An 18,593-nucleotide genomic window follows, 5' to 3' on the forward strand; every position below is an offset into this window, starting at 1 on the left:
AACAATGACTTATGGAAGTGCTTCGTTTCGATCTTGGCCGTGGTGGCGCGGAAGGCTGCCCAGGGGTTGTGTGGCAGCTCACCGTCCGCTTTCCTCCCGGTACACCGACGAAGATGGGCGCAGTGCTGATTCGGTCTCAGCAAGCTTGGTTAAGTGGCTGCGCAACCGAGACGGTCTTGCAGGCAGGCATGGGTGCAACCTACGGTGATGGGTATCCGCTGGAGATGCTGGCGGACTGGCTAACGAAGGCGGTCGCCCCGGCACCCGCATAGCGCCGTCCAGAATTACGCAATGGCCTCAGGCGCGGAGACAGCAGAGTGAACTTTCCCTTGTAAGGATCACTATTTTCTGGTCCCCATACCTCCGGGTATTCCCTCCGGTGGCGGCCTATGCTCCACGGACAAGGCATTCACCTGTACGTTCTGGGGCACGAGACGACGAGCGTCTTATTTGGGCAGACTGGAACTGCCCCGAAGTCGCGGCCACAACGGGGCACAGGGTCTGGCGCAACCTGAAGCCGTACACCGATCTCGATCCTGCTCAGGTCGCAAAGGAGGGGCGGCTGAAACTTGTCGCTAACGACGAGCGGGACTACGCGTCAATTTCGGCTTCGAGCAGCTGTGGCGTTCCCTCGTAGACCGGGACAGGTATCACAAGGTTTGATATTGCGAGTTCCTGTGCGGTGCGGCTCGACTTGACGTTGTAATCGAGGTAGATAGGTTGAACGGTGTTATTGGCGTAAAGCTCTCGAATGCGTGGATGGTCGTCATAGCTGAGCAACCATGGATAGCCTTGATTTTGAAGAAACACCGCGAGCTCTGCGTGATCGGCGTCCTCGTAGTGATGACGATAGAGCTTGCGCCCCTGTTGATAGTAAGGCGGGTCGACATAGACAAACGCGAAGCCTGTGGCAAGTTGCTCTGCGTTGTCCCGCATAAACGATATTGCGTCGTCCCAGTGGACGCTGACACGCTCCGCGAATGCGGCGGCCGCTCGAATCTGCCGGATTATCTTTTCCTTATTGAATCGGCAGTCGATCTTGTAATCGGAAGCTTGACTTTCGCCGCCAATTGGTCCCGCGCCGATGATGCCTGAAAAGTTGGTGCGGTTAAAAAACAGCCCAGCCGTCCCAAGCTGCAACAGCGTGTATCGACCATCTGCCGGGTCGGCAATGTCCCGGGTGGGCTGCAATCGAAGCCACGTTTCCATCGAAACCGGGCATGCGTCGACGGCAGCGCAGAGGGCATCAGTTTGGTTGAAGACGGACCACCAAAACGCATAAACCAATGGGTCCTTCTCGACGAGCACGGCGTCACTCACGAATCCAAGCCGAAGCAGTTCCAGCGAGACAGACGCTCCACCTGCGAACGGTTCGTAGAAAGTGCATCCGTTAAGGTAGTTTTCCTCGATCACACCGCTTACATAAGCGGCGAGCCGCGCTTTCCCGCCGGGGTAGCGCAGCGGGCTCATTGGCTCGTGCCGAGGAAGGGGGCTCTTTCGTCTAGCCATCGTCAGTTGCCTTCCAGAATATATTTGATCGTACCGCGCAGATGATTTGCATACGTCTCCAAGGCGTTGACGTCGATGCCTTGGTATTTGATGTGCGTCATTGCGTCGAGGTAGTTTTTCGCCTGTTGCGTATGGTGGCTTCCGAGAACCTTGCAGATGTTGTTCTCGGCGAAGACGCCGCTACCAAAGTTTTTGGCAAAATTGATCAGGTCCCCAAGCCCAGGATCCCAACCCGGCTTCGGGGCCAGCTTGATGAGTTCACCCCACTTCTTTGCTTGTTTGATCTTGTACACCAGCGCACACTCAAAAAGTGCTCGCATCATCAACGACGCAGCGATGGGCAGCTTTGTGTGATCTATCCTCTTGATTTCTTGGGTCAGCCTTATGAGATTGTCGTCGACCACGTGGCACTCAAGGTTCTCAAAGAATATGGACGCTTTGGGTGTTTTCGGCCTTGCAGCTCCGACCGCAGGCGAAGGGGAAGACGGCGTCTGCGAAGCGGGTTGCGCAGCCGGGGGGCTCGTGGTCGGAGCAGCAGGCGCCGCGCTGGCTGGTGCTGCTTTTCCTTTCGGCGTAGGTGGCGTGCTTATGGCCGCCTTACCCTCTGGCGTTTTGAGGAACCGTGCGAAGTAGGCGAGAGGCTGCGTACGTGTATCATGCCGTGGGCGGCCTCTGACAGGATCCGGAAGCAAGAAGTCACGCGCGATCGCCGTCATCTGTTCACGAAAGATATCCGGCGGCAGTTCGCTAACCGGGTTTTGCTCAGCGTCGAACGAGAGGCGCAAGATGCGCTGAGTGTCCGTAAGCGTGAAAAAGCGGGTGTATGGGTTGGTTACGAGTTTCTCGTTTTCGAGAGCAGCGCGTTCGTCGACCGTCCAAACATCGAGGTTAAGTGCATACTGCAGCAGGCGATAGGGCTTAACAAGCTTACGAATTGCACTTGCCGTCGTTCCAAGTGCCTGTGCGACTTCCTCGATGGATGCGCGTTCAAGCATGCGGACCGCACGACGCATCTTTGCGACCGGAGACCACGGCTTTGCACCTTGTTCGGTATGACGCTTTTGCAGAATCGGATCGGCAGCTTCGCGGGTCGGGGCAACATCGACGCTGATGGATCGCAGAGCAGCTTTAACCCCGGCGCTAGCAACGGGGAAGCGGTCAGCAAACTCTTCTGGGACCCAAGACGGTCGAAGAAGCATCTGGCAAGCGGCAATCCGGCGATTGCCCTCAAGCACAATATGCTTTCCGTCCTTTTCTACAGTGATGACGCGCTCTCCGGGAAAGAGGCCGCCATTCTTTGCAATTCCGCGAGCGAGTTCCAGAACGTCCTCTAGCTTCAGGAGCTTTAGGCGGATCTCCGCTTGATCAGCATTGCTGTTGAGCTCGATGCGTGGATTTAGAAGGTCAAGCTGGATTGCTCTAGGATCAAGCTCGGTCGTAGTCCAGCTGGATTTTGCCGCCATATTTGCCCCGGAAACGTGATTTTTTGGTTCGACGGGTATATATCATATCTTGTCGCCGCGCCACAGCCTTCTCAGAGCGCTGGGCTGCGTGCCTGCCGCTGGACGCTGTCACCGGGGCTTAGGGCGCGTGGCCGTACCGCCCATTTTGCATACCGCTTCGCGCCTTCCTCCAGAATGCCTTGCTTCGTGATGTTCGGATTCAGAATTTGGAGGTCCTTCGCCATAGTCACGTCATTGACCATCAGCTTCCGGCGTTCGATGATGGACCGCAGTTGCCTCCGCTTGCGAGCTTTGTCGGTCGACCGGATGCCGGGGTATTCCCAGGCAATCCAGAGGTCGAGAAGAGTGTCCAGAGGTCCGACCAGTCCGCCGCGCTGGCTGCGCATTTCCAGCACGTATCGGACGAACGGGCGTTCGCTCGGGGTGCAACCTGCCAGGCGTTCTGCGAGTGCCAGTGCCTTGTCAGAGGTCGACAGCATCCAAGGGAGTTTGACGCCGTGCTTCCGCGCTCCCGTCTTGGTGAGGATTTCGCCGGTCTCCAGGTCCATCCAGGTATCTGGAACCGCTTGGGTCACGGGGCGCATGCGCTTCGTCACCTTCCAGCCTGCGGCCTTCAGGCGTTCCTTGGGGATTGCCTTGAACACGCCCCCGAACGCCACATGGCGCGGCGCTACATCGCCTAACGCTTCGACCGTTTGTAGGACTGCTTCGCTGGAAGGCTCGGTCGCTACGGCGCTCAGCGCCTGTAATTCTTCGTTGTCGATCTTCATTCAAATATTCTCAGATTTCGCTGTAAAACAGCAATTCTCAAAAGCCCAAACCCTTATGGGACGGGGCTCTCCGATGTTTTGCCTATAAGATAAGAAAGGGCACTCTAGGAACAAGAAACGGTCGGGAGACCACAGCTCCCAAGGTGTTCCGGGGGAATTTCATGGATCCGGGTAAGAGACCACCTATAGGTGATTGACCGTAATCAGACACACAAATACCCAGAAGCCAGGCACTCCCAAGCATCCCCGAGACAAAACAAATGACCTGGGGCTTTCTCGGGGTTCCCTGGGAGATGCCAAGAGATAGCTGCATCGACGACCACAATTGATGGTCGACATTGATGGTCTACTACTAGCGGTCTACTTTGTTCGGTCTCCCGAATCGGTATTTCGGTCTTCCTTGCAGGAGCCTTAAGCTGCCTCCAGGAACCTGCGCATATCCTCGTTCGCGCCTTCTACGACCGCCTGCCAGAACTCAACCTTCGTCATCAATTCCAGAGTCACAGGCTCGCAATAGCGTTGAAACTCAACCTCCCCGATTTCTCCGTGGAACTGACCACCCGGATAACTGTTGTAAGGTTTCTGGAATTCCAAAAGTGCCTCAGGGTCAAACCAATGCGCCTTAATGCGGTTAGACCGTTTCTCCATCGCTTCGAGGTTGTAGGGAACATGGAGCCCGCTAACGACCCATTCTTTTGTGATCGGGTGAGCACCCTTCAACGGCACGGCGTGATCGACCTCACATCCCTCGGGCATCGCCACGACGAAACCAAGACACTCTTCGAGGATCTCAGGAGTCGGCAAGGGGCGACCGTACTGACGCAGTCGCTGTCTAGCGCGATTGTTGATGGTCTTGGCTCGCTGCTTTGGTTCTTCCCTAAGTTTTGCCATTGAGGCTCGCTGCCTTGCGTTGTGCTGCGCCTTGGCTTCTGGGTCTTTGCGAATATGGTCCCAGCGACTGTTTGCGGTCTCTTTCTGGCACTCCCTGCATCTCAGGTTGCTCGCGTAGTGTTCGGTCTCGCCATGCTGTTTGCAGGACCACACAAACCGGCTCTCACCGCGCTCTTTGGCCTCACGGGCCGTACCTGCTTTCGTCGTCTTCATCATCGTTCGTTCGTCTCTTGAAAAGTGTTCGGCTGTAGTTGCTACTGTTGCTAAAAAGTTAAAAAAAATACGGCATGAATTCCCAGATTGTTGCTTCAGCTCCCCTGATCAAGCGCCGTTCCTTCCCCCCCCGCTTGCGTAACGCCTGCTTCTCCAGCCGCTGTCCCCGTGCCGCTAGCATGGCCCTATGCCTCTCCTTCACGTCCTCAGGAATCTGTGAGGCAATGCACGCCTCCGTAGGCCAATGCCCGGTCTGCTCGATATGGCGGCAAATCACCTGGGCTTCGATCTGCGCCTTCTCAATACAAATCCGCTGCTCCTCGGCAGTCCATCCGTTTCTGCTCCCCGGTGTCCTCCCCAGCCTTTTTCCCGCTGCCAAAGTGACTGCAATGCGCTCCTCGGGTGCCGGGAGGAAGCGCTGGGGTTTGTCGGTGCGTCGCTTGCGTGGCTTCTTGTCTGGTCCACGCTTACCTTTTTGATTTGGATTGCTAATCATGCGCCTCACATCTGTTGGTTGTGTCTGTCGGTTCATCTGGTTATTCGGTTATCTGCACATCTGGTTTGTCTATGTCCCTCCTGACCTTCATAAAGCCGCTACGACGGCCTAGGAGCGTCTCAGTAATGGGTATTATTGTTTCGAGTCGATCGAGCACGACCGGCCCAGGAATGCAAAACGGCCCCGAAGGGCCGCTAGGTGTTGCCAGGTGGTCGCGGTAGCGGAGAAGCGACAGCTTCGACAGGCGAAGCCGAGTACCGCTCAGTCTTCGATCACGAAGCAAATGTCTTCGTCGGGGGTGGGGTCGCTCCTTATCAGTGTCCAGGCTGTGGCAAGTGCAGACCACACGCAGGAAACATTCTCCTACCAAGTTTAGATGCACCTTCTTTCCCAACTATATTGTTCTTCGGCAACCCCGCCGCGCAAGGACTCCAGTATTGTCAATGTAAAATTCACTTAATTCGATAATAGACAAAAAGCAGCATCTTCTACCACCTTCTACCGCATTTATAGAATTATTCCTCACCGTTAGTCCATTTGCGCAATAGGTGTGTAGCGGTATTCCAGCCAATCCCAAAGGTCCGCATGGCTGCTACCGTGGCTTCGACCATTACCGGGTTACTGTCCTTGAGTATTTGGTAGGCCACCCTGCCATCACCCAGTGCTGCCCTGGCTGCTTTCAGGGTCTCAGGAGACAGCGAGGTAACCGTGCTGCTCTCTATCCTCTCAACTAGCCACCGCCTCACCTCTTCCCGCTTTGCTGCAAGGTCTGCTGCGTAGTCTTTCGCTGGCTTCCAGTTCTGAATTGCTTCCAGTGAGAACTGTGTTACGTGACCAAGCCCCTTACGGTCGATCAAGCGTTGTAGTGAGGGTTTGAACAGGGCCTCATAATCTGCCGTTTCTCGCTTCACTGCCTCACATTCAGTACAGGCCATTGTCTCTGTATTGCGCTTCGCTTTGTGACCCAGCTTGCAGGGCTTACCGGTGCGGTAGAAGGGCTTGCAGAGATCCTGGGCTTCCTTGCGTGACTTTGGGAGCTTGGCTGCTGCCGCGGCTCGCTTCTGTGTTTCCTTGGCTGCTGCGGCCTTGGCTTCCGCCTTGCCGGATGCTATGGCAGTCTTGGCGAGACCAGCGAAGGCTGACGCAGACTGTCTAGCTTGCCTGCGCTGCCTCACTTCATCCTCAAAGCTCATTGCATTGCTCCAGCGAGGCCTAGGGCATTCGTCCGCATGGCTTTGCCACTTACGTCTCTCGCGCTCACGCTGCCTCCTTCAGACGGCTAAGCACTCGCTGAAGTTGGATCAGGGACCACTCGGCACCCCTGCTGGTCTTGATGCCGAGGTTGTTCAACTCAGCGACCATTGCACGCTGGCTAAGACCACGAGCCTTCATACCGTCCACCAAGCCACGCAGCTTGTTAGCGAAGGCATCAGCAGCTTCCTGACGCTCCTCGATGTTAGCCGTGAGGTTCTGGGGGTTACCCAGCTTCACCCCGCGTTCCCGGGCGGCAGCCAGAGCAGCTTTGGTCCTTGCGCTGATCTGATCACGTTCCCACTCGCTCATGACAGCGTGCATATGCATCATGACCTTGTTAGCTTGAGGCATATCGGCAGCGACGAACTCCACACCCGTCTCGATCAGGCCAGAGATGAAATGGACGTTACGGGCCAGACGGTCGAGCTTGGCAATTACCAAGGTTGCCTTGAGCTTCTTAGCCACCGACAGAGCCTCGGCGAGCCTAGGACGACGGCCCAGAGCATTGGCACCCTTGCCTGTCTCTACTTCGGTGAACTCAGCCAAAAGCTCCCATGCACCGCCGTTGAGGTAAGCATGCACAGCAGACTGTTGAGCTTCCAGACCTAGGCCGCTTTGACCTTGCTGCAGGGTCGACACTCTGTAGTACGCGATGAACCTACCGTTTGCCATGGCCTGCCTCTATCACTCGCCAATCTGATTGGTGGATGACTACACCGCTTTACGTCCGTTCAATGTGTAGTCAGTGAGTGGAGATTACCCGAGATCCACCTAGGTTTACAGTGAGGAATTCCTAAGAATCGCCCGGGTTGGTAAACGCTGGCTATCAGCACTCGTAACAAGCCAACGGCATCGACGCGACTACTGCCCCAACCGTTGCGGTCAGACGTTAGACCGGTACCTGAAGACCCCACACACCTCACTTCAAAAACTCCGCTAAAGGTCGAGCGTTGTTGGTTGTTGTTCAAGGCTTCAAGTGGGGGCGCCCCGCCAGAATTTTCAAAATGCGTCCCTATAAAGACCGCCTAGGGTGTACCGGGGGCTCGCAGCAGACAGGGGGGTCTGTTTTCTTAAGGTGCCAGGGTGGGGGTGGGGCGAGCCAAGTGTTGTGGAATGCCACACGGGCGACCCAGAATAAAACCTTGGGGTCAGCGTTTGCCAGCCCAAAGACAAAAGCCGTTTATTATTCTTTCAGATACGGTCGGGTTCAGAGGTCGCCCACTTTACCTTTGGAACAGAATCAGACTCGGGTTCACTACACAGGACTTCCATGCTCAAGATTACGACGCCGAAAGGTATCGCGGGTTTTATGAACTTGGTGCGACCCGATACTCGCTTCGATCCCGAAGGCAAATACAAGGTGAACATCACGCTCGCCGCTGATGATGCAGCAGGGATAATTCAGTCGTGCAACGAAGTAGCGACCCACGAATTCGGCCCTAAGAAAGCCGCGCAAACGAAGATGCCGGGCAAAGAGAACGAAGACGGCAGCGTCACGTTCACGTTTAAGAGTAAGAGCAAGCCGAACGTGTACGACGCCCGAGTTACCCTGATCGAGCCTGAAAGGCTGTTAGCCCTACGCATCGGCAGCGGGTCCACAATTCGTGTTAATGGCGGAGCGGAGGCGTATGAGAACGGTGCGCGCATTGGCGTGACGCTGAGCTTGCACGAAGTCCAGATCATTCACTTGAAGCAATATCAAGCTGGTGGCTTCGAAGCCGATGACGAAGGCACGTTTATCTACCGTTCTGGTAGCTCCGCTCGCTCAATCTCGTGATACTCAGTGGTTTGATGCGAAGGCGCACCCCATAGGCAACGTCTTCACGAAGCGTCAACCAAGCTTACGCGCCAAGTCGATGGCAGGCGGATGGTAGTACGGTTTCAGCATCGCTAAGTTGCGATCCTCAAACACTTCCGCCAGTTCGATCAAGTTCGGCAGCTTGTCCGCCAATGGCTACGGCTTCCTTTGACCAAGTGGTTGCTGAGAACTTGCCCACGGTATTCCACGAGGCGGGACCAATTTGTCTCCACCGTATCCGAGCGAGTACCTGCTTTCGTGGGCTATCAGTCGCCGGCGTAGCTGGTCGAATGGCCTTCGTGCCTTGAAAGCCGCCTTCGCCGCAAGGTCGGGATCGGGTTCTCACCACCGACGAAGAAGCGCACCTTCTTGCAGCCCTGGCCCCAACCGGACGGCGAAGCGTTTCGCTGCTACCAGCAACAATCCTGAGCCTGGAGACCGGCATGCGACGTGGCGAATTGCTTGAACCGCAGTGGTCAAACGTCAACCTTGAAACCCGGACCGCACACCTGCCGATGAGCAAGAAAGATACGGCGCGAACGGTCCCATTGTCCACGAAGGCCGTGAATGTCTTGGCTGACCTGCCCCGTTCCATCGACGGCAGGGTGATTCCCGTCAAAGGCAACAGCCTGCATGCAGCGTTCAGTAAAGCCTGCACACTTGCTGGAATCAGGGACTTCCACTGGCACGATCTGCGGCAGACGGCAATTACCCGACGTCTTCCGTCAAAATTATTATTCGTGCCCCACTACTACTACTACTCCACGAACTCCTTCTGGAGCAGAATCTACCTCTCGTCCTTCAATAGCAGCATACACATGCAAAGGCGGACGAGAACGTAGACCGATTACCTCTTTGCGCTCTTGCTTATCACTGTGTTGAATGCGTTTGCGCGGCGCCTTATAGCCAAACGTTTTCTGCAGGAACAACCAAGTACGTGAGGGAAGGTCGATTCCGCCGTACCCTGAGCAGCATACCAAGCAATGCCATGGAACTGCCCCGGCCATGACTGATGCCAGATCGTTGGTCTCCCCCTTTTTTTGCAATGATTCGATGTGGCGAAGGGGCGCGATTGCGCAACCAAACGATTCCGTAGTATGTACGAATGAACGGCACGATCGGCCGATTAGCTTTACGCTCTGCGGCTCATGCGCATACAGACAATAAAGAGGAACAAGGCCGTCACGAGAGCTGGCTCGCTTCAGCTTTCCGAGTTGGTAGGCCTTGCGCTTCCCTGAGCGGTAATGTAGATGCGCAAAGGAGTTTGACTGAAGATGCAGCACTTTGGCCTGAACCCTTAGTCCCAGCCACGAAGATCTAGCTTGGTTGGTCAACCACCACTCCCAGTCAGCACCATTTAACCCCTCTTGGTGTTTGCTGAAGGTTTGGCTGTATATTTCGGAGCCGTGCCTATCCTTTAATTCTAGAATGTTTATGTCCGTGAAGGTTTCCTCAAGCGGCTGATGGCCGACGCGCCGCCCCTTACCCAACTGGTCATATGTGCGAAAGGCGAGCGCCCGAAATGTCTCGCATAGAGAAGATGACATATAGTTTTAGTCTTATTGAATGATATACAGCTTATCAGCTGTTTGCGTTCGTAGCTTGTATCAGTTCTGCGTCGATAAAACCTGCTGGATGCAAGTTGTTCGGCTGGCTCTCTAGTTCGCCCACTCTGCGCTGAGCTTCTCAGCCTGCTGCAAGACGATCTGCACGGCTTCCTCCTGCTGATCGGGGGGATATCTGTACTTCCTGAGGATCCGCTTCACCATAAGCCGCAGCTTTGCACGCACACTCTCGCGCTTCTCCCAGTCGACACTGACATTCCTGCGGAGGTTCTCCGTCAGTTCATGAGCGATCTTCTTCAACGTCTCGTCGCCAAGCAGCCTCACTGATGCTTCATTGTTCGCCAAGGCATCGTAGAAGCGAATCTCATCCTCGTTTAGGCCAAGCTGTTCCCCGCGATTGGCAGCCTCTCTGAACCTCTTAGCCATGTCGATCAGTTCTTCGATCACTTGGGCTGTCTCGATCGAGCGGTTCTGATAGCGAGCAATGACATTCGTCAGCAGCTCGGAGAACTTCTTTTCCTGTACCACGTTTGCGCTGAAGCGGCTCTTGATTTCCCCTTCCAGCAAGCGCTCCAGTAGTTCCACCGCCAAGTTTCGCTCGGGCAGATTCGCAACCTCGGCCAGAAACTCGTCATCCAGGATGCCGATGTTCGGTCTGTCGAGTCCTACCGACTCAAAGATATCGACAACGTCCTCCGAGACCACTGCGGATCCAATAATCTGTCGGATGGCCAGTTCACGCTGCTCGTCGGTGCGCTTCTTCTCGCTGATCTCCCGCTTCGTCAGCAGCACCTTTACGGCTTGAAAGAAGGCCACTTCCTCACGCACTGTCTTCGCCTCATCGAGCGTACAGCACAGCGTAAACGCCTTGCTCATCTCCAGCGCAACATCGGCGAATCGTTTCTTGCCGTCCTTCTGCCCCAAGACGAAGTTGGCCGCACCAGCTAGCAGCTTGTGCCCGCCAGTCAGGAAGTCGCTGTAGTCGAAGCCGTGAAGCATGGCCCGCAGCACATCGAGCTTCTCTTCGAGCACGGAGTAGGCTTCATGGGCATCGACAGTAGGCCGCCCACGGCCGTTGCTGGCTGTGTATTCCCTGAGAGCTTGTTTCAGGTCATTGGCGATGCCGATGTAGTCGACCACCAGGCCGCCCTGCTTGTCCTTGAAGACTCGATTGACGCGGGCGATGGCCTGCATCAGGTTGTGCCCCTTCATCGGCTTGTCGACATAAAGGGTGTGTACGCACGGTGCGTCGAAGCCGGTGAGCCACATGTCACGCACGATCACGAGCCGCAGTGGGTCGGCAGGATCCTTGAAACGCTTCTCTAGCCGCTTCTTGACCTGCTTCGGGTAGATATGCGGGCGCAGCAATGCCTTATCCGACGCCGACCCGCTCATGATGATCTTGACGGCCCCCTTCTCAGGATCGGGGTCGTGCCACTCGGGGCGCAGCTTCACGATCTCGTCATAGAGATGAACGCATATCTCCCGGCTCATCGCGACGAGCATGGCCTTTCCAGGCATAGCCTTGTTACGCTCTTCGAAGTGCGCAACGAGATCGGCTGCAATGCTCTGGATTCGGGGTTCGGCACCGACGACCTTTTCAAGCGCAGCCCAACGCGTCTTCAGCCTCGATTGTTCATCGGCCTCTTCATCCTCTGCCAGCTCATCGACCTCTTCGTCGATCTCAGGCAACGCCTCTTCCTTCAGCCCGAGCTTCGCAAGGCGCGACTCATAGTAGATAGGAACCGTGGCCCCGTCATCGCGGGCCTGTTGCATGTCGTAGACGTGGATGTAGTCGCCGAACACCGCGCGGGTATCACGATCTTCCTTCGAGACAGGTGTGCCCGTGAAGGCTACGAAGGTAGCGTTAGGCAGCGCGTCGCGTAGGTGCTGGGCATAGCCGACCTGATAGCCCTTCTCCTCGCCCTTGAACTTCGCAGAGAATCCATACTGCGTGCGATGTGCTTCGTCCGCGACGACGACGATGTTGTTACGATCAGACAGTACAGGGAACGTATCCTCATCCTCGCCCGGCATGAACTTCTGGATTGTGGCGAAGACGATGCCACCTGAAGGACGATTCGCCAGCTTAGCCCGCAAGTCCTGCCGAGTGGTAGCTTGCACCGGCTCCTCACGAAGCAGGTCCTGCGATAGCGAGAACACGCCGAATAGCTGGCCGTCGAGGTCATTGCGATCGGTGATGACGACGATGGTGGGATTCCCCATCGCCTCTTCACGCATGACCCGAGCAGCAAAGCAGGTCATCGTGATGCTCTTGCCACTGCCCTGGGTATGCCAGACAACACCGCCCTTCTGGGTACCGCCCGGTCTCGATGCTTCGATCACTTGTGCAATCGCTGCACGAACAGCATGGAACTGATGGTAGCCCGCGATCTTCTTGACGAGTCCGCCGTCGTCCTCGAAGAGCACAAAGAAGCGAAGATAGTCGAGCAGGTAGGTTGGAGCGAGGATGCCGCGAACCAGGGTCTCCAGTTCGTTGAACTGCCCGAGCGGATCTAGCATCCTGCCGTCGATCGTTCGCCATGCAAGGAAGCGTTCCGAGTTCGCCGACAGCGAGCCCATCCGCGCTTCGCTGCCATCGGAGATAACCAGAATCTCGTTGTACTCGAAGATATCGGGGATTTGCTCCTTGTACGTTTCGATCTGGTTGTACGCTTCCCAGATATCGGCCTTCTCGTTAGCCGGGTTCTTCAGTTCGAGCAACACCAACGGCATGCCGTTCACGAACAGGATGATATCGGGTCGGCGAGGATGCTTTGGACCCTCGATCCTCATCTGGTTGACCGCCAGCCACTCGTTCGCGGCAGCGTCGGCGAAGTCGATCAGCCTCACGAAGTCGCCACGGGTCTCGCCATCCTTCTGATACTCGACTGGTACGCCGTTGACGAGCAGGTTGTGGAAGATGCGGTTTGCCGATAGTAGAACCGGCGTGTCGAGGTTGATGACCTGCCGCAGAGCATCTTCTCGCGCCGCAAGTGGAATCGCGGAGTTCAGCCGATAGATGGCTTCGCGCAGTCGACCAACCAGCAATACCTGTCGGTAGTCGGTGCGCTCCGGCGACTCTCCATCGGGAGCAATATCGGGGCCGTAGAGACGGCTGTATCCAACTTCCCTCAGCCAGTCGAGTACTTCTTGTTCTAGTTGGTCTTCGGTCATTATTGTCTGGCCCCGTTGCGCGTGACGCCTTATACCGTTTCTTCCAGCACCTTTTCGGCTTCTGGAATGCGAAGCTGGCCTGAGAGCAGGCGAGGCAAAAGAGTGTCTCGGATGTCCGTAAGCGCAAGCATGGATATCTCATTCGAAATCCACGCATCAATCAGCGAACCCGCTATGCCTTCGAATTTCGTCATCAACGCCTTGGGAGGGATAACAACTCGATGACGAGAAACTAAGCCCTTGTTTAGGTTCTGCTGTGCGGATCCGGACGATTTGGAAGCAAGGTTTTGACTCTCTCGCCGTGTGACGAGAAATAGGAATGATCGGTGATCAGGTAAAGGCCTAAGGCCGCAGCACGCCTGATTTGCGGCAACGGATTTAGCCAATATGCACGCTTCGCCGGCCGTAGCGCCATACATTGCGACGACGGTCGTGCCTGCAGGCCAAACCTTGGCTGCACTCTCGCGTACCCCAACTTCCGTAATCTTTTCCTTCGTCCCCAGGATCACTGCATTCCGCACTTCACCCGAGGTGAGCCAGTCGACAGTTCCGCCCCAATACTCGGGTTTGGTGCGCTTTGGGGTACCTCCGCTTTCAACCTTGTCACAACATTTCTCGAGTCCGTCTGCAATCCACCCTGTCGGCACCAATCCCAGTTCAGACTCCTCGAACCCATCAGGGAAAAGCGCAGCGGTATCCGCGTCCAGGCCTTCGGGCTCACGGCCTTCTGCCTTGGCACGAACTGGGTCGAAGTCGACGAACCAGGACTTGAAAAGGGCTTGGGCGATGGCTTCGAAGGTGGCGTTGGTTTCGCGAAGCAGGGCGATGCGGTCGTCGAGCGCACCCAGGAAGCGGGACAGCCCCCGCTGTTCACCAATACTGGGGAGCGTAATTGGGAGCGCCTTAATTATGTCCGTGTTCAGATTCGGCATGACTGCGCCGACAGCGTGCGACCTCAACCAATTAAACGATTCATCGCTCGACAAAAATAATGAAAGGTAGTGCGGATCTACGCGAGCACTCTGAACTCTCAGGAGTAGGGCGCCGGTGCCGCATATAGCACCCGCGTATCTGCGATCGACAATCGCAGACAGACCGGTGGCTTGCACGCCTCTGCGAGCGAAGAGTATGTCGCCCGAACTTAGTCGATGGCGGGTTAGTTCTTCGGCTTTTGCTTCCGAGATCTGTGGGACATCGATGTCGAGGATTCTGCCCCTCCCGATCGCTTCGGTAGGAATGACGGGCGTTCCGCTATCGACATAATCGTGCTTGTGAAGTTGCGAGCCAAACGGGCCGGTTTGAATGGCGGCTTCCCCCGATCGGACAAGATCACCAATGGTGAATCGGGTCCACTCAGACTTCATATCCGAGTCCTCCGAGCATTTGCCGAATCACTGTGTCGAGCTCCCTCCCCTTCGCCATCTGCTCACCCAATTTCTCGGTCAGCTGCTGCATCTTGTCAGCGAAGGCTTCATCGTCATCCTCCACCTCCTGCGCACCGACATAGCGGCCCGGTGTCAGTACATGCCCGTGCTCGGCAATTTCAGCCAAGCTCACGCTGCGGCAGAATCCCGGCACGTCGCCGTAGGCCGTCTGCGCTTCGGCATCGCCACGCCACGCATACACCGTCTCTGCGATCTTAGAGATTTCGTTGTCGGTCAGTTCGACCTGCACCCGGCTGACCGCTCGTCCCAGTTTGCGGGCATCAATGAACAGCACCTCGCCCTTACGGGTTGCCTTCTGCTTCGTGAGAAACCAGAGGCAGGCGGGAATGGGAGTGTTGAAGAACAGCTGGCCCGGCAAGGCAACCATGCATTCGACCATATCGGCCTCGACCATCGCTGCTCGAATCTCGCCCTCGCTGTTCTGGCTCGAGCTCATTGAACCGTTTGCCAGCACTATGCCAGCCCGACCATTGGGTTTGAGGTGGTAAAGAATGTGCTGCAACCATGCGTAGTTCGCATTGCCTTGAGGCGGCGTGCCATATACCCAGCGAGGATCACCTTCGAGGCTGCCGTGCCACCAGTCAGACACGTTGAAAGGAGGATTTGCCAGCACGAAATCGGCGCGAAGGTCGGGATGCTGGTTGCGCGTGAAGCTATCTGCAGGCTCCTTGCCCAAGTTGGAGTCGATCCCGCGAATCGCCAGATTCATCGCTGCGAGTCGCCACGTAGTCGGGTTCGATTCCTGGCCATAGATCGACACGTCACCCAGCTTGCCTCCATGGGCTTCGATGAACTTCTCCGACTGCACGAACATCCCACCCGACCCGCAGCAGGGGTCATAGACCTTGCCGTGATGAGGAGCCAGGACAGCAACGAGCGTCTTGACGATGCTTGCGGGCGTGTAGAACTGGCCGCCCTTTTTGCCTTCAGCGCTTGCGAACTGACCTAGGAAGTACTCATAGACCTGGCCGAGAATGTCGCGGGCAATGTTGGCGTCGCTGCCGAAGCCGATCTGTGAGATCAGGTCGACGATTTCGCCGAGCTTGCCGTCCGGCAACTGCGCACGGGCGTAGCGCTTATCAAGAATGCCCTTGAGCTTCGGGTTTTCGCCTTCAATGGCAGCCAAGGCTTCGTCAATGCGCTTACCTATGTCCGCCTGCTTCGCTTGGGCCCGCAGGCTTTCCCAACGCGCAGCCTCCGGCACCCAGAAAGCATTGACTTCCCTGTAGTAGTCGCGGTCTTCAAGCTCGGTAGCGATAGTTTCGTCGTCGCTATCCGACAGAAAGTAGTCGTCGTCCTGGTCGAGAAAGCGGCTGGTCAGTTCTTCTCGACGAGCCTGAAAGGTGTCTGAAATATACTTGACAAAAATCAGCCCCAGCACAATGTGCTTGTACTCGGCCGCGTCCATATTGGCACGAAGCTTGTCGGCTGCGGCCCACAGCGTTTTTCTAATGTCCTCGATCATTGCTGGTCTTCTTGTAGATTGGTGCAGGCCGACATTATGCCGTTTGCGGTCGACTTGCAATCAGCGTCCGAATTCGCTTAAAGGGCACTGAGCTTCCATAGAGCGTGCGGCTATCTCGGAAGCGGTTGGCAGACGAGACGCGCGGCGACTAGGAGACAGGTTCTGGCTGCCAGCCCATACACCTCCCCCAATGAGGAGACGGGCTGTTCTGGAAAGAGGTCATCCTTAAAGGGAGGGCGGCAGCGAGGCTGGTCTCCCGGTAACGTATGGCGGCCTTGGAGCGGAAGGGCGCAACCGTCGGCGCTTCGGGAAAGCGCGTCAGTTAGGCGACAACTTCTGTGGACAGCAGGACGGTACGCACTAGGTAGTGCTAGGGCGATTGTTCGCTTCTTTGAGGCCATCGTCCGGCGCTTTGTAGTCGGCTGGCGATGCCAAGAATGCGTCAATGTCGGCGGCACGCCAGCCCACCGCCCCCGCTCCAAGCCGCACAGAGGACGGAAAGGTTCCGGCTTTCATGCGCTGATAAATGGTTGACCGGGACAAGCCTGTTTCCCTTTCGACTTCGGCACGACGCATGACGGCGTTAGGCGCTCGTTGGATCGGCTTCGGTTCTGCTTCCGTCCCCGAAGCAGGACGTGAGAAATTTTGCGCATGATCTGCTCGCTCAGGTGCATGGTGGCCTGCCGACAATCCCAAGGCAATCAGCATCGTTGCAAGCTGGTCTCCGGCCGCGCACCACCGTGCGTACGCTTCGCAGTAGCAAAGCAGCAGTTCCCCGTCGACTGAACCCAGCAGACCTGCGTCTGACAACTGTCGTGCCACACTGGGCCAGTGGGCTAGTGCGTTAGGAGATAAACGTGCCAGCAGCCTCGCATCACCCGGACTGGGATTGCTGAAGCTGCCCTGCATACCTCGAAGTTGGGAAGAAGCGGCTTCATGGTTGAGTGGTCCAGGCCTTCGTTCGCGCATGCCGACCTCCCTTGTGCTCCGACCTGAAAGATCAAGTCTAGGCGTACCCGAAAGGAAGCGCATCGGAAGTGAGGCCGACCTAGACGCGGCGGTCGGATCGCGGGACGCAACGCGGCGACGCCAAGCGGAGGATTGACCCTGCCGCAGACCCTGTGTCATTCTTGGCCTTAGGCAGGCAGCCGCCTGTCACCCTGATGTCACCCAGCGGGGTGTCAAACCAGAGACGACGGAAGCAACGCCCAAATGAAAAAACCGGCCTAAGTGACCGGTTTTAAAGGGAAATCGGTGGTGGAGAGGAGGAGGATCGAACTCCCGACCTTCGCATTGCGAACGCGACGCTCTCCCAGCTGAGCTACCCCCCCAACGAAAATAATTCTAGCACAGCCATTTTCCCTTTTGCCAAGCCTCCAGCCTCGGGAAAACCTCATCTGGACGGCGCGCCCGCGAGCACCCAGTCGACCACCGTGCGGATATCCGCATCGCTCATCGATTGATGGGCTGGCATCGGAATCATGCCCCATGCGCCGGCGCCGCCGTCCTTCACCTTGCGCGCGAGTTTGGCCGGCGCCTGCGCGTCACCCTTATATTTCGCGGCGACTTGCCGGAACGACGGCCCGACCAACTTGCGATCCACCGCGTGACAGCCCATGCACGCATTCGCCGCGGCGACCTGCTGCCCGCGAAGTGCGGCCTCAGCCGCGCAAGCACCCGACGTCATCGTGCCCGCCATCGCACCGACCACCACCGCCAACACAACACCCCCAAGCGTCACACCCCGCATCAAGGCACCGCCTTAGGATTACCCGGCCGAACCGCCGTCGACGAATTAACCGGCGCAGGCGCCTGTTGATCGAGCGGTCGCGCGCTCACCTCCGAATCGGGAATCGCGCCGACCGTCGGCTCACCGACCTCGGGCTGCGAGGCGGCCACCGGCGCCGTCGCGCTCGCGGCCGCAGCGGCCTCCGCTTCCTGCGGCTGGATGTACTGGAACACCTTGACGACCTGCACGACGCCCGGCACGCGACTCGTGACGTCGGCTCCGATTTTGCCCTCATCCATTGTGACAAGGCCCATCAGATAAACGTTGCTGCGCTCGGCCACGACCTTGAAGTTGTTCGCCGAAATGTTCTTCTCGGCGATCAGCGCGGTCTTCACGCGCGTTTCGAGGTAGGTGTCGTTGGTGCGCGACGAGAACGAGCTCGCCGGCATGATCGCCAGTTCATTGACGATCGTATTCACGTTGTTCAGGTTCCGCACGATGCTCTCGGCGCGTTGCTTCGACACCTCGCCCGCGACCTCGCCGGTCAGCAGCACGCGGCGGTTGAAGACCGTGACGTTCACGTGCGCGGAGTCCGGCAGGTTCTGGCTGATCTGCGACAGCGCCTTCACCTGAATCTCGCGATCCTCGGTCTGCGCGCCGAGCGTGCGACGGTCGGTCGCCATTAGCGCGCCGCCGCCCGCCGCGGCCCCGACGGCGAGAAAGCAGCCTTGCAGCGTGACCGACAGCCCCGCCGCGAACCCGACCACGAGCACGGTTCTCACCAGTGTCTTCTTGATGCGGAATACGCTCATCAACTA

Annotated in this window: 15 protein-coding genes, 1 tRNA gene and 1 pseudogene; 2 read left to right on the top strand and 15 right to left on the bottom strand. The window is 57.1% G+C overall.

Annotation, left to right across the window (positions count from 1 at the left end):
• Positions 1-591: 591 nt before the first annotated feature.
• The 7 genes from AB3X94_RS06440 to AB3X94_RS06470 all read right to left on the bottom strand — a co-directional run bounded on the left by AB3X94_RS06440 (position 592) and on the right by AB3X94_RS06470 (position 7,268).
• Complete coding sequence (locus tag AB3X94_RS06440; RefSeq protein WP_368611077.1) at positions 592-1,470, bottom strand: DNA adenine methylase; 879 nt, start codon at positions 1,468-1,470, stop codon at positions 592-594.
• Between the two features lie 41 nt (positions 1,471-1,511).
• On the bottom strand, positions 1,512-2,972 hold the full coding sequence (locus tag AB3X94_RS06445; protein WP_368611078.1) for a hypothetical protein: 1,461 nt from the start codon (positions 2,970-2,972) through the stop codon (positions 1,512-1,514).
• 71 nt (positions 2,973-3,043) lie between these two features.
• The gene (locus AB3X94_RS06450; RefSeq protein ID WP_368611079.1) at positions 3,044-3,742 is read right to left on the bottom strand and encodes a hypothetical protein; all 699 of its coding nucleotides are present in this window, start codon (positions 3,740-3,742) and stop codon (positions 3,044-3,046) included.
• Between the two features lie 411 nt (positions 3,743-4,153).
• Positions 4,154-4,849, bottom strand: coding sequence for a hypothetical protein (locus AB3X94_RS06455; protein WP_368611080.1), 696 nt, complete (start codon positions 4,847-4,849; stop codon positions 4,154-4,156).
• A gap of 55 nt (positions 4,850-4,904) precedes the next feature.
• Entirely contained in the window at positions 4,905-5,378 is a 474-nt protein-coding gene (locus AB3X94_RS06460) for a hypothetical protein (protein WP_368611081.1), read from the bottom strand.
• 479 nt (positions 5,379-5,857) lie between these two features.
• The gene (locus AB3X94_RS06465) at positions 5,858-6,535 is read right to left on the bottom strand and encodes a hypothetical protein (protein WP_368611082.1); all 678 of its coding nucleotides are present in this window, start codon (positions 6,533-6,535) and stop codon (positions 5,858-5,860) included.
• Positions 6,536-6,599: 64 nt separating this feature from the next.
• Positions 6,600-7,268 carry a recombinase family protein gene (locus tag AB3X94_RS06470; RefSeq protein ID WP_368611083.1) on the bottom strand — a complete coding sequence of 223 codons (669 nt, stop codon included), beginning with the start codon at positions 7,266-7,268 and terminating at the stop codon, positions 6,600-6,602.
• Between the two features lie 598 nt (positions 7,269-7,866).
• On the opposite strand from AB3X94_RS06470, the gene AB3X94_RS06475 reads away from it, so the two are divergent.
• Both AB3X94_RS06475 and AB3X94_RS06480 read left to right on the top strand, forming a co-directional pair.
• Positions 7,867-8,373: a hypothetical protein gene (locus AB3X94_RS06475; protein WP_368611084.1), complete on the top strand. Its 507-nt coding sequence runs from the start codon at positions 7,867-7,869 to the stop codon at positions 8,371-8,373.
• Between the two features lie 371 nt (positions 8,374-8,744).
• Positions 8,745-9,236: pseudogene (locus tag AB3X94_RS06480) on the top strand (site-specific integrase); the annotation flags it as partial.
• Here AB3X94_RS06480 and AB3X94_RS06485 read toward each other — a convergent pair.
• From AB3X94_RS06485 to AB3X94_RS06520, 8 genes are all read right to left on the bottom strand, one after another.
• Positions 9,129-9,941: a DUF6615 family protein gene (locus AB3X94_RS06485; protein WP_368611085.1), complete on the bottom strand. Its 813-nt coding sequence runs from the start codon at positions 9,939-9,941 to the stop codon at positions 9,129-9,131. The pseudogene AB3X94_RS06480 and the gene AB3X94_RS06485 overlap by 108 nt on opposite strands.
• 111 nt (positions 9,942-10,052) lie before the next feature.
• Positions 10,053-13,136 (bottom strand): type I restriction endonuclease subunit R, encoded by a 3,084-nt coding sequence (locus AB3X94_RS06490; protein WP_368611086.1) that lies wholly within the window; start codon positions 13,134-13,136, stop codon positions 10,053-10,055.
• A 29-nt stretch (positions 13,137-13,165) separates the two neighbouring features.
• Positions 13,166-14,500 (bottom strand): restriction endonuclease subunit S, encoded by a 1,335-nt coding sequence (locus AB3X94_RS06495; RefSeq protein ID WP_368611087.1) that lies wholly within the window; start codon positions 14,498-14,500, stop codon positions 13,166-13,168.
• Complete coding sequence (locus AB3X94_RS06500; RefSeq protein WP_368611088.1) at positions 14,490-16,046, bottom strand: type I restriction-modification system subunit M; 1,557 nt, start codon at positions 16,044-16,046, stop codon at positions 14,490-14,492. Before AB3X94_RS06500 ends, AB3X94_RS06495 begins: the two co-directional genes overlap by 11 nt.
• Before the next feature lie 360 nt (positions 16,047-16,406).
• Positions 16,407-17,174 carry an AlpA family phage regulatory protein gene (locus AB3X94_RS06505; RefSeq protein ID WP_368611089.1) on the bottom strand — a complete coding sequence of 256 codons (768 nt, stop codon included), beginning with the start codon at positions 17,172-17,174 and terminating at the stop codon, positions 16,407-16,409.
• Positions 17,175-17,301: 127 nt separating this feature from the next.
• Positions 17,302-17,377, bottom strand: a tRNA-Ala gene (locus AB3X94_RS06510).
• 62 nt (positions 17,378-17,439) lie between these two features.
• A complete protein-coding gene (locus tag AB3X94_RS06515) occupies positions 17,440-17,796 on the bottom strand; it encodes a c-type cytochrome (RefSeq protein WP_368611090.1) in 357 nt (118 codons plus the stop codon).
• Positions 17,796-18,587, bottom strand: a complete 792-nt coding sequence (locus tag AB3X94_RS06520) for a BON domain-containing protein (protein WP_368611091.1) — start codon at positions 18,585-18,587, stop codon at positions 17,796-17,798. The genes AB3X94_RS06515 and AB3X94_RS06520 overlap by 1 nt, the downstream gene beginning before the upstream one ends.
• Positions 18,588-18,593: the final 6 nt, after the last annotated feature.

The organism is Paraburkholderia sp. BR10923 (assembly GCF_040948765.1).
Lineage (GTDB): Bacteria > Pseudomonadota > Gammaproteobacteria > Burkholderiales > Burkholderiaceae > Paraburkholderia > Paraburkholderia youngii.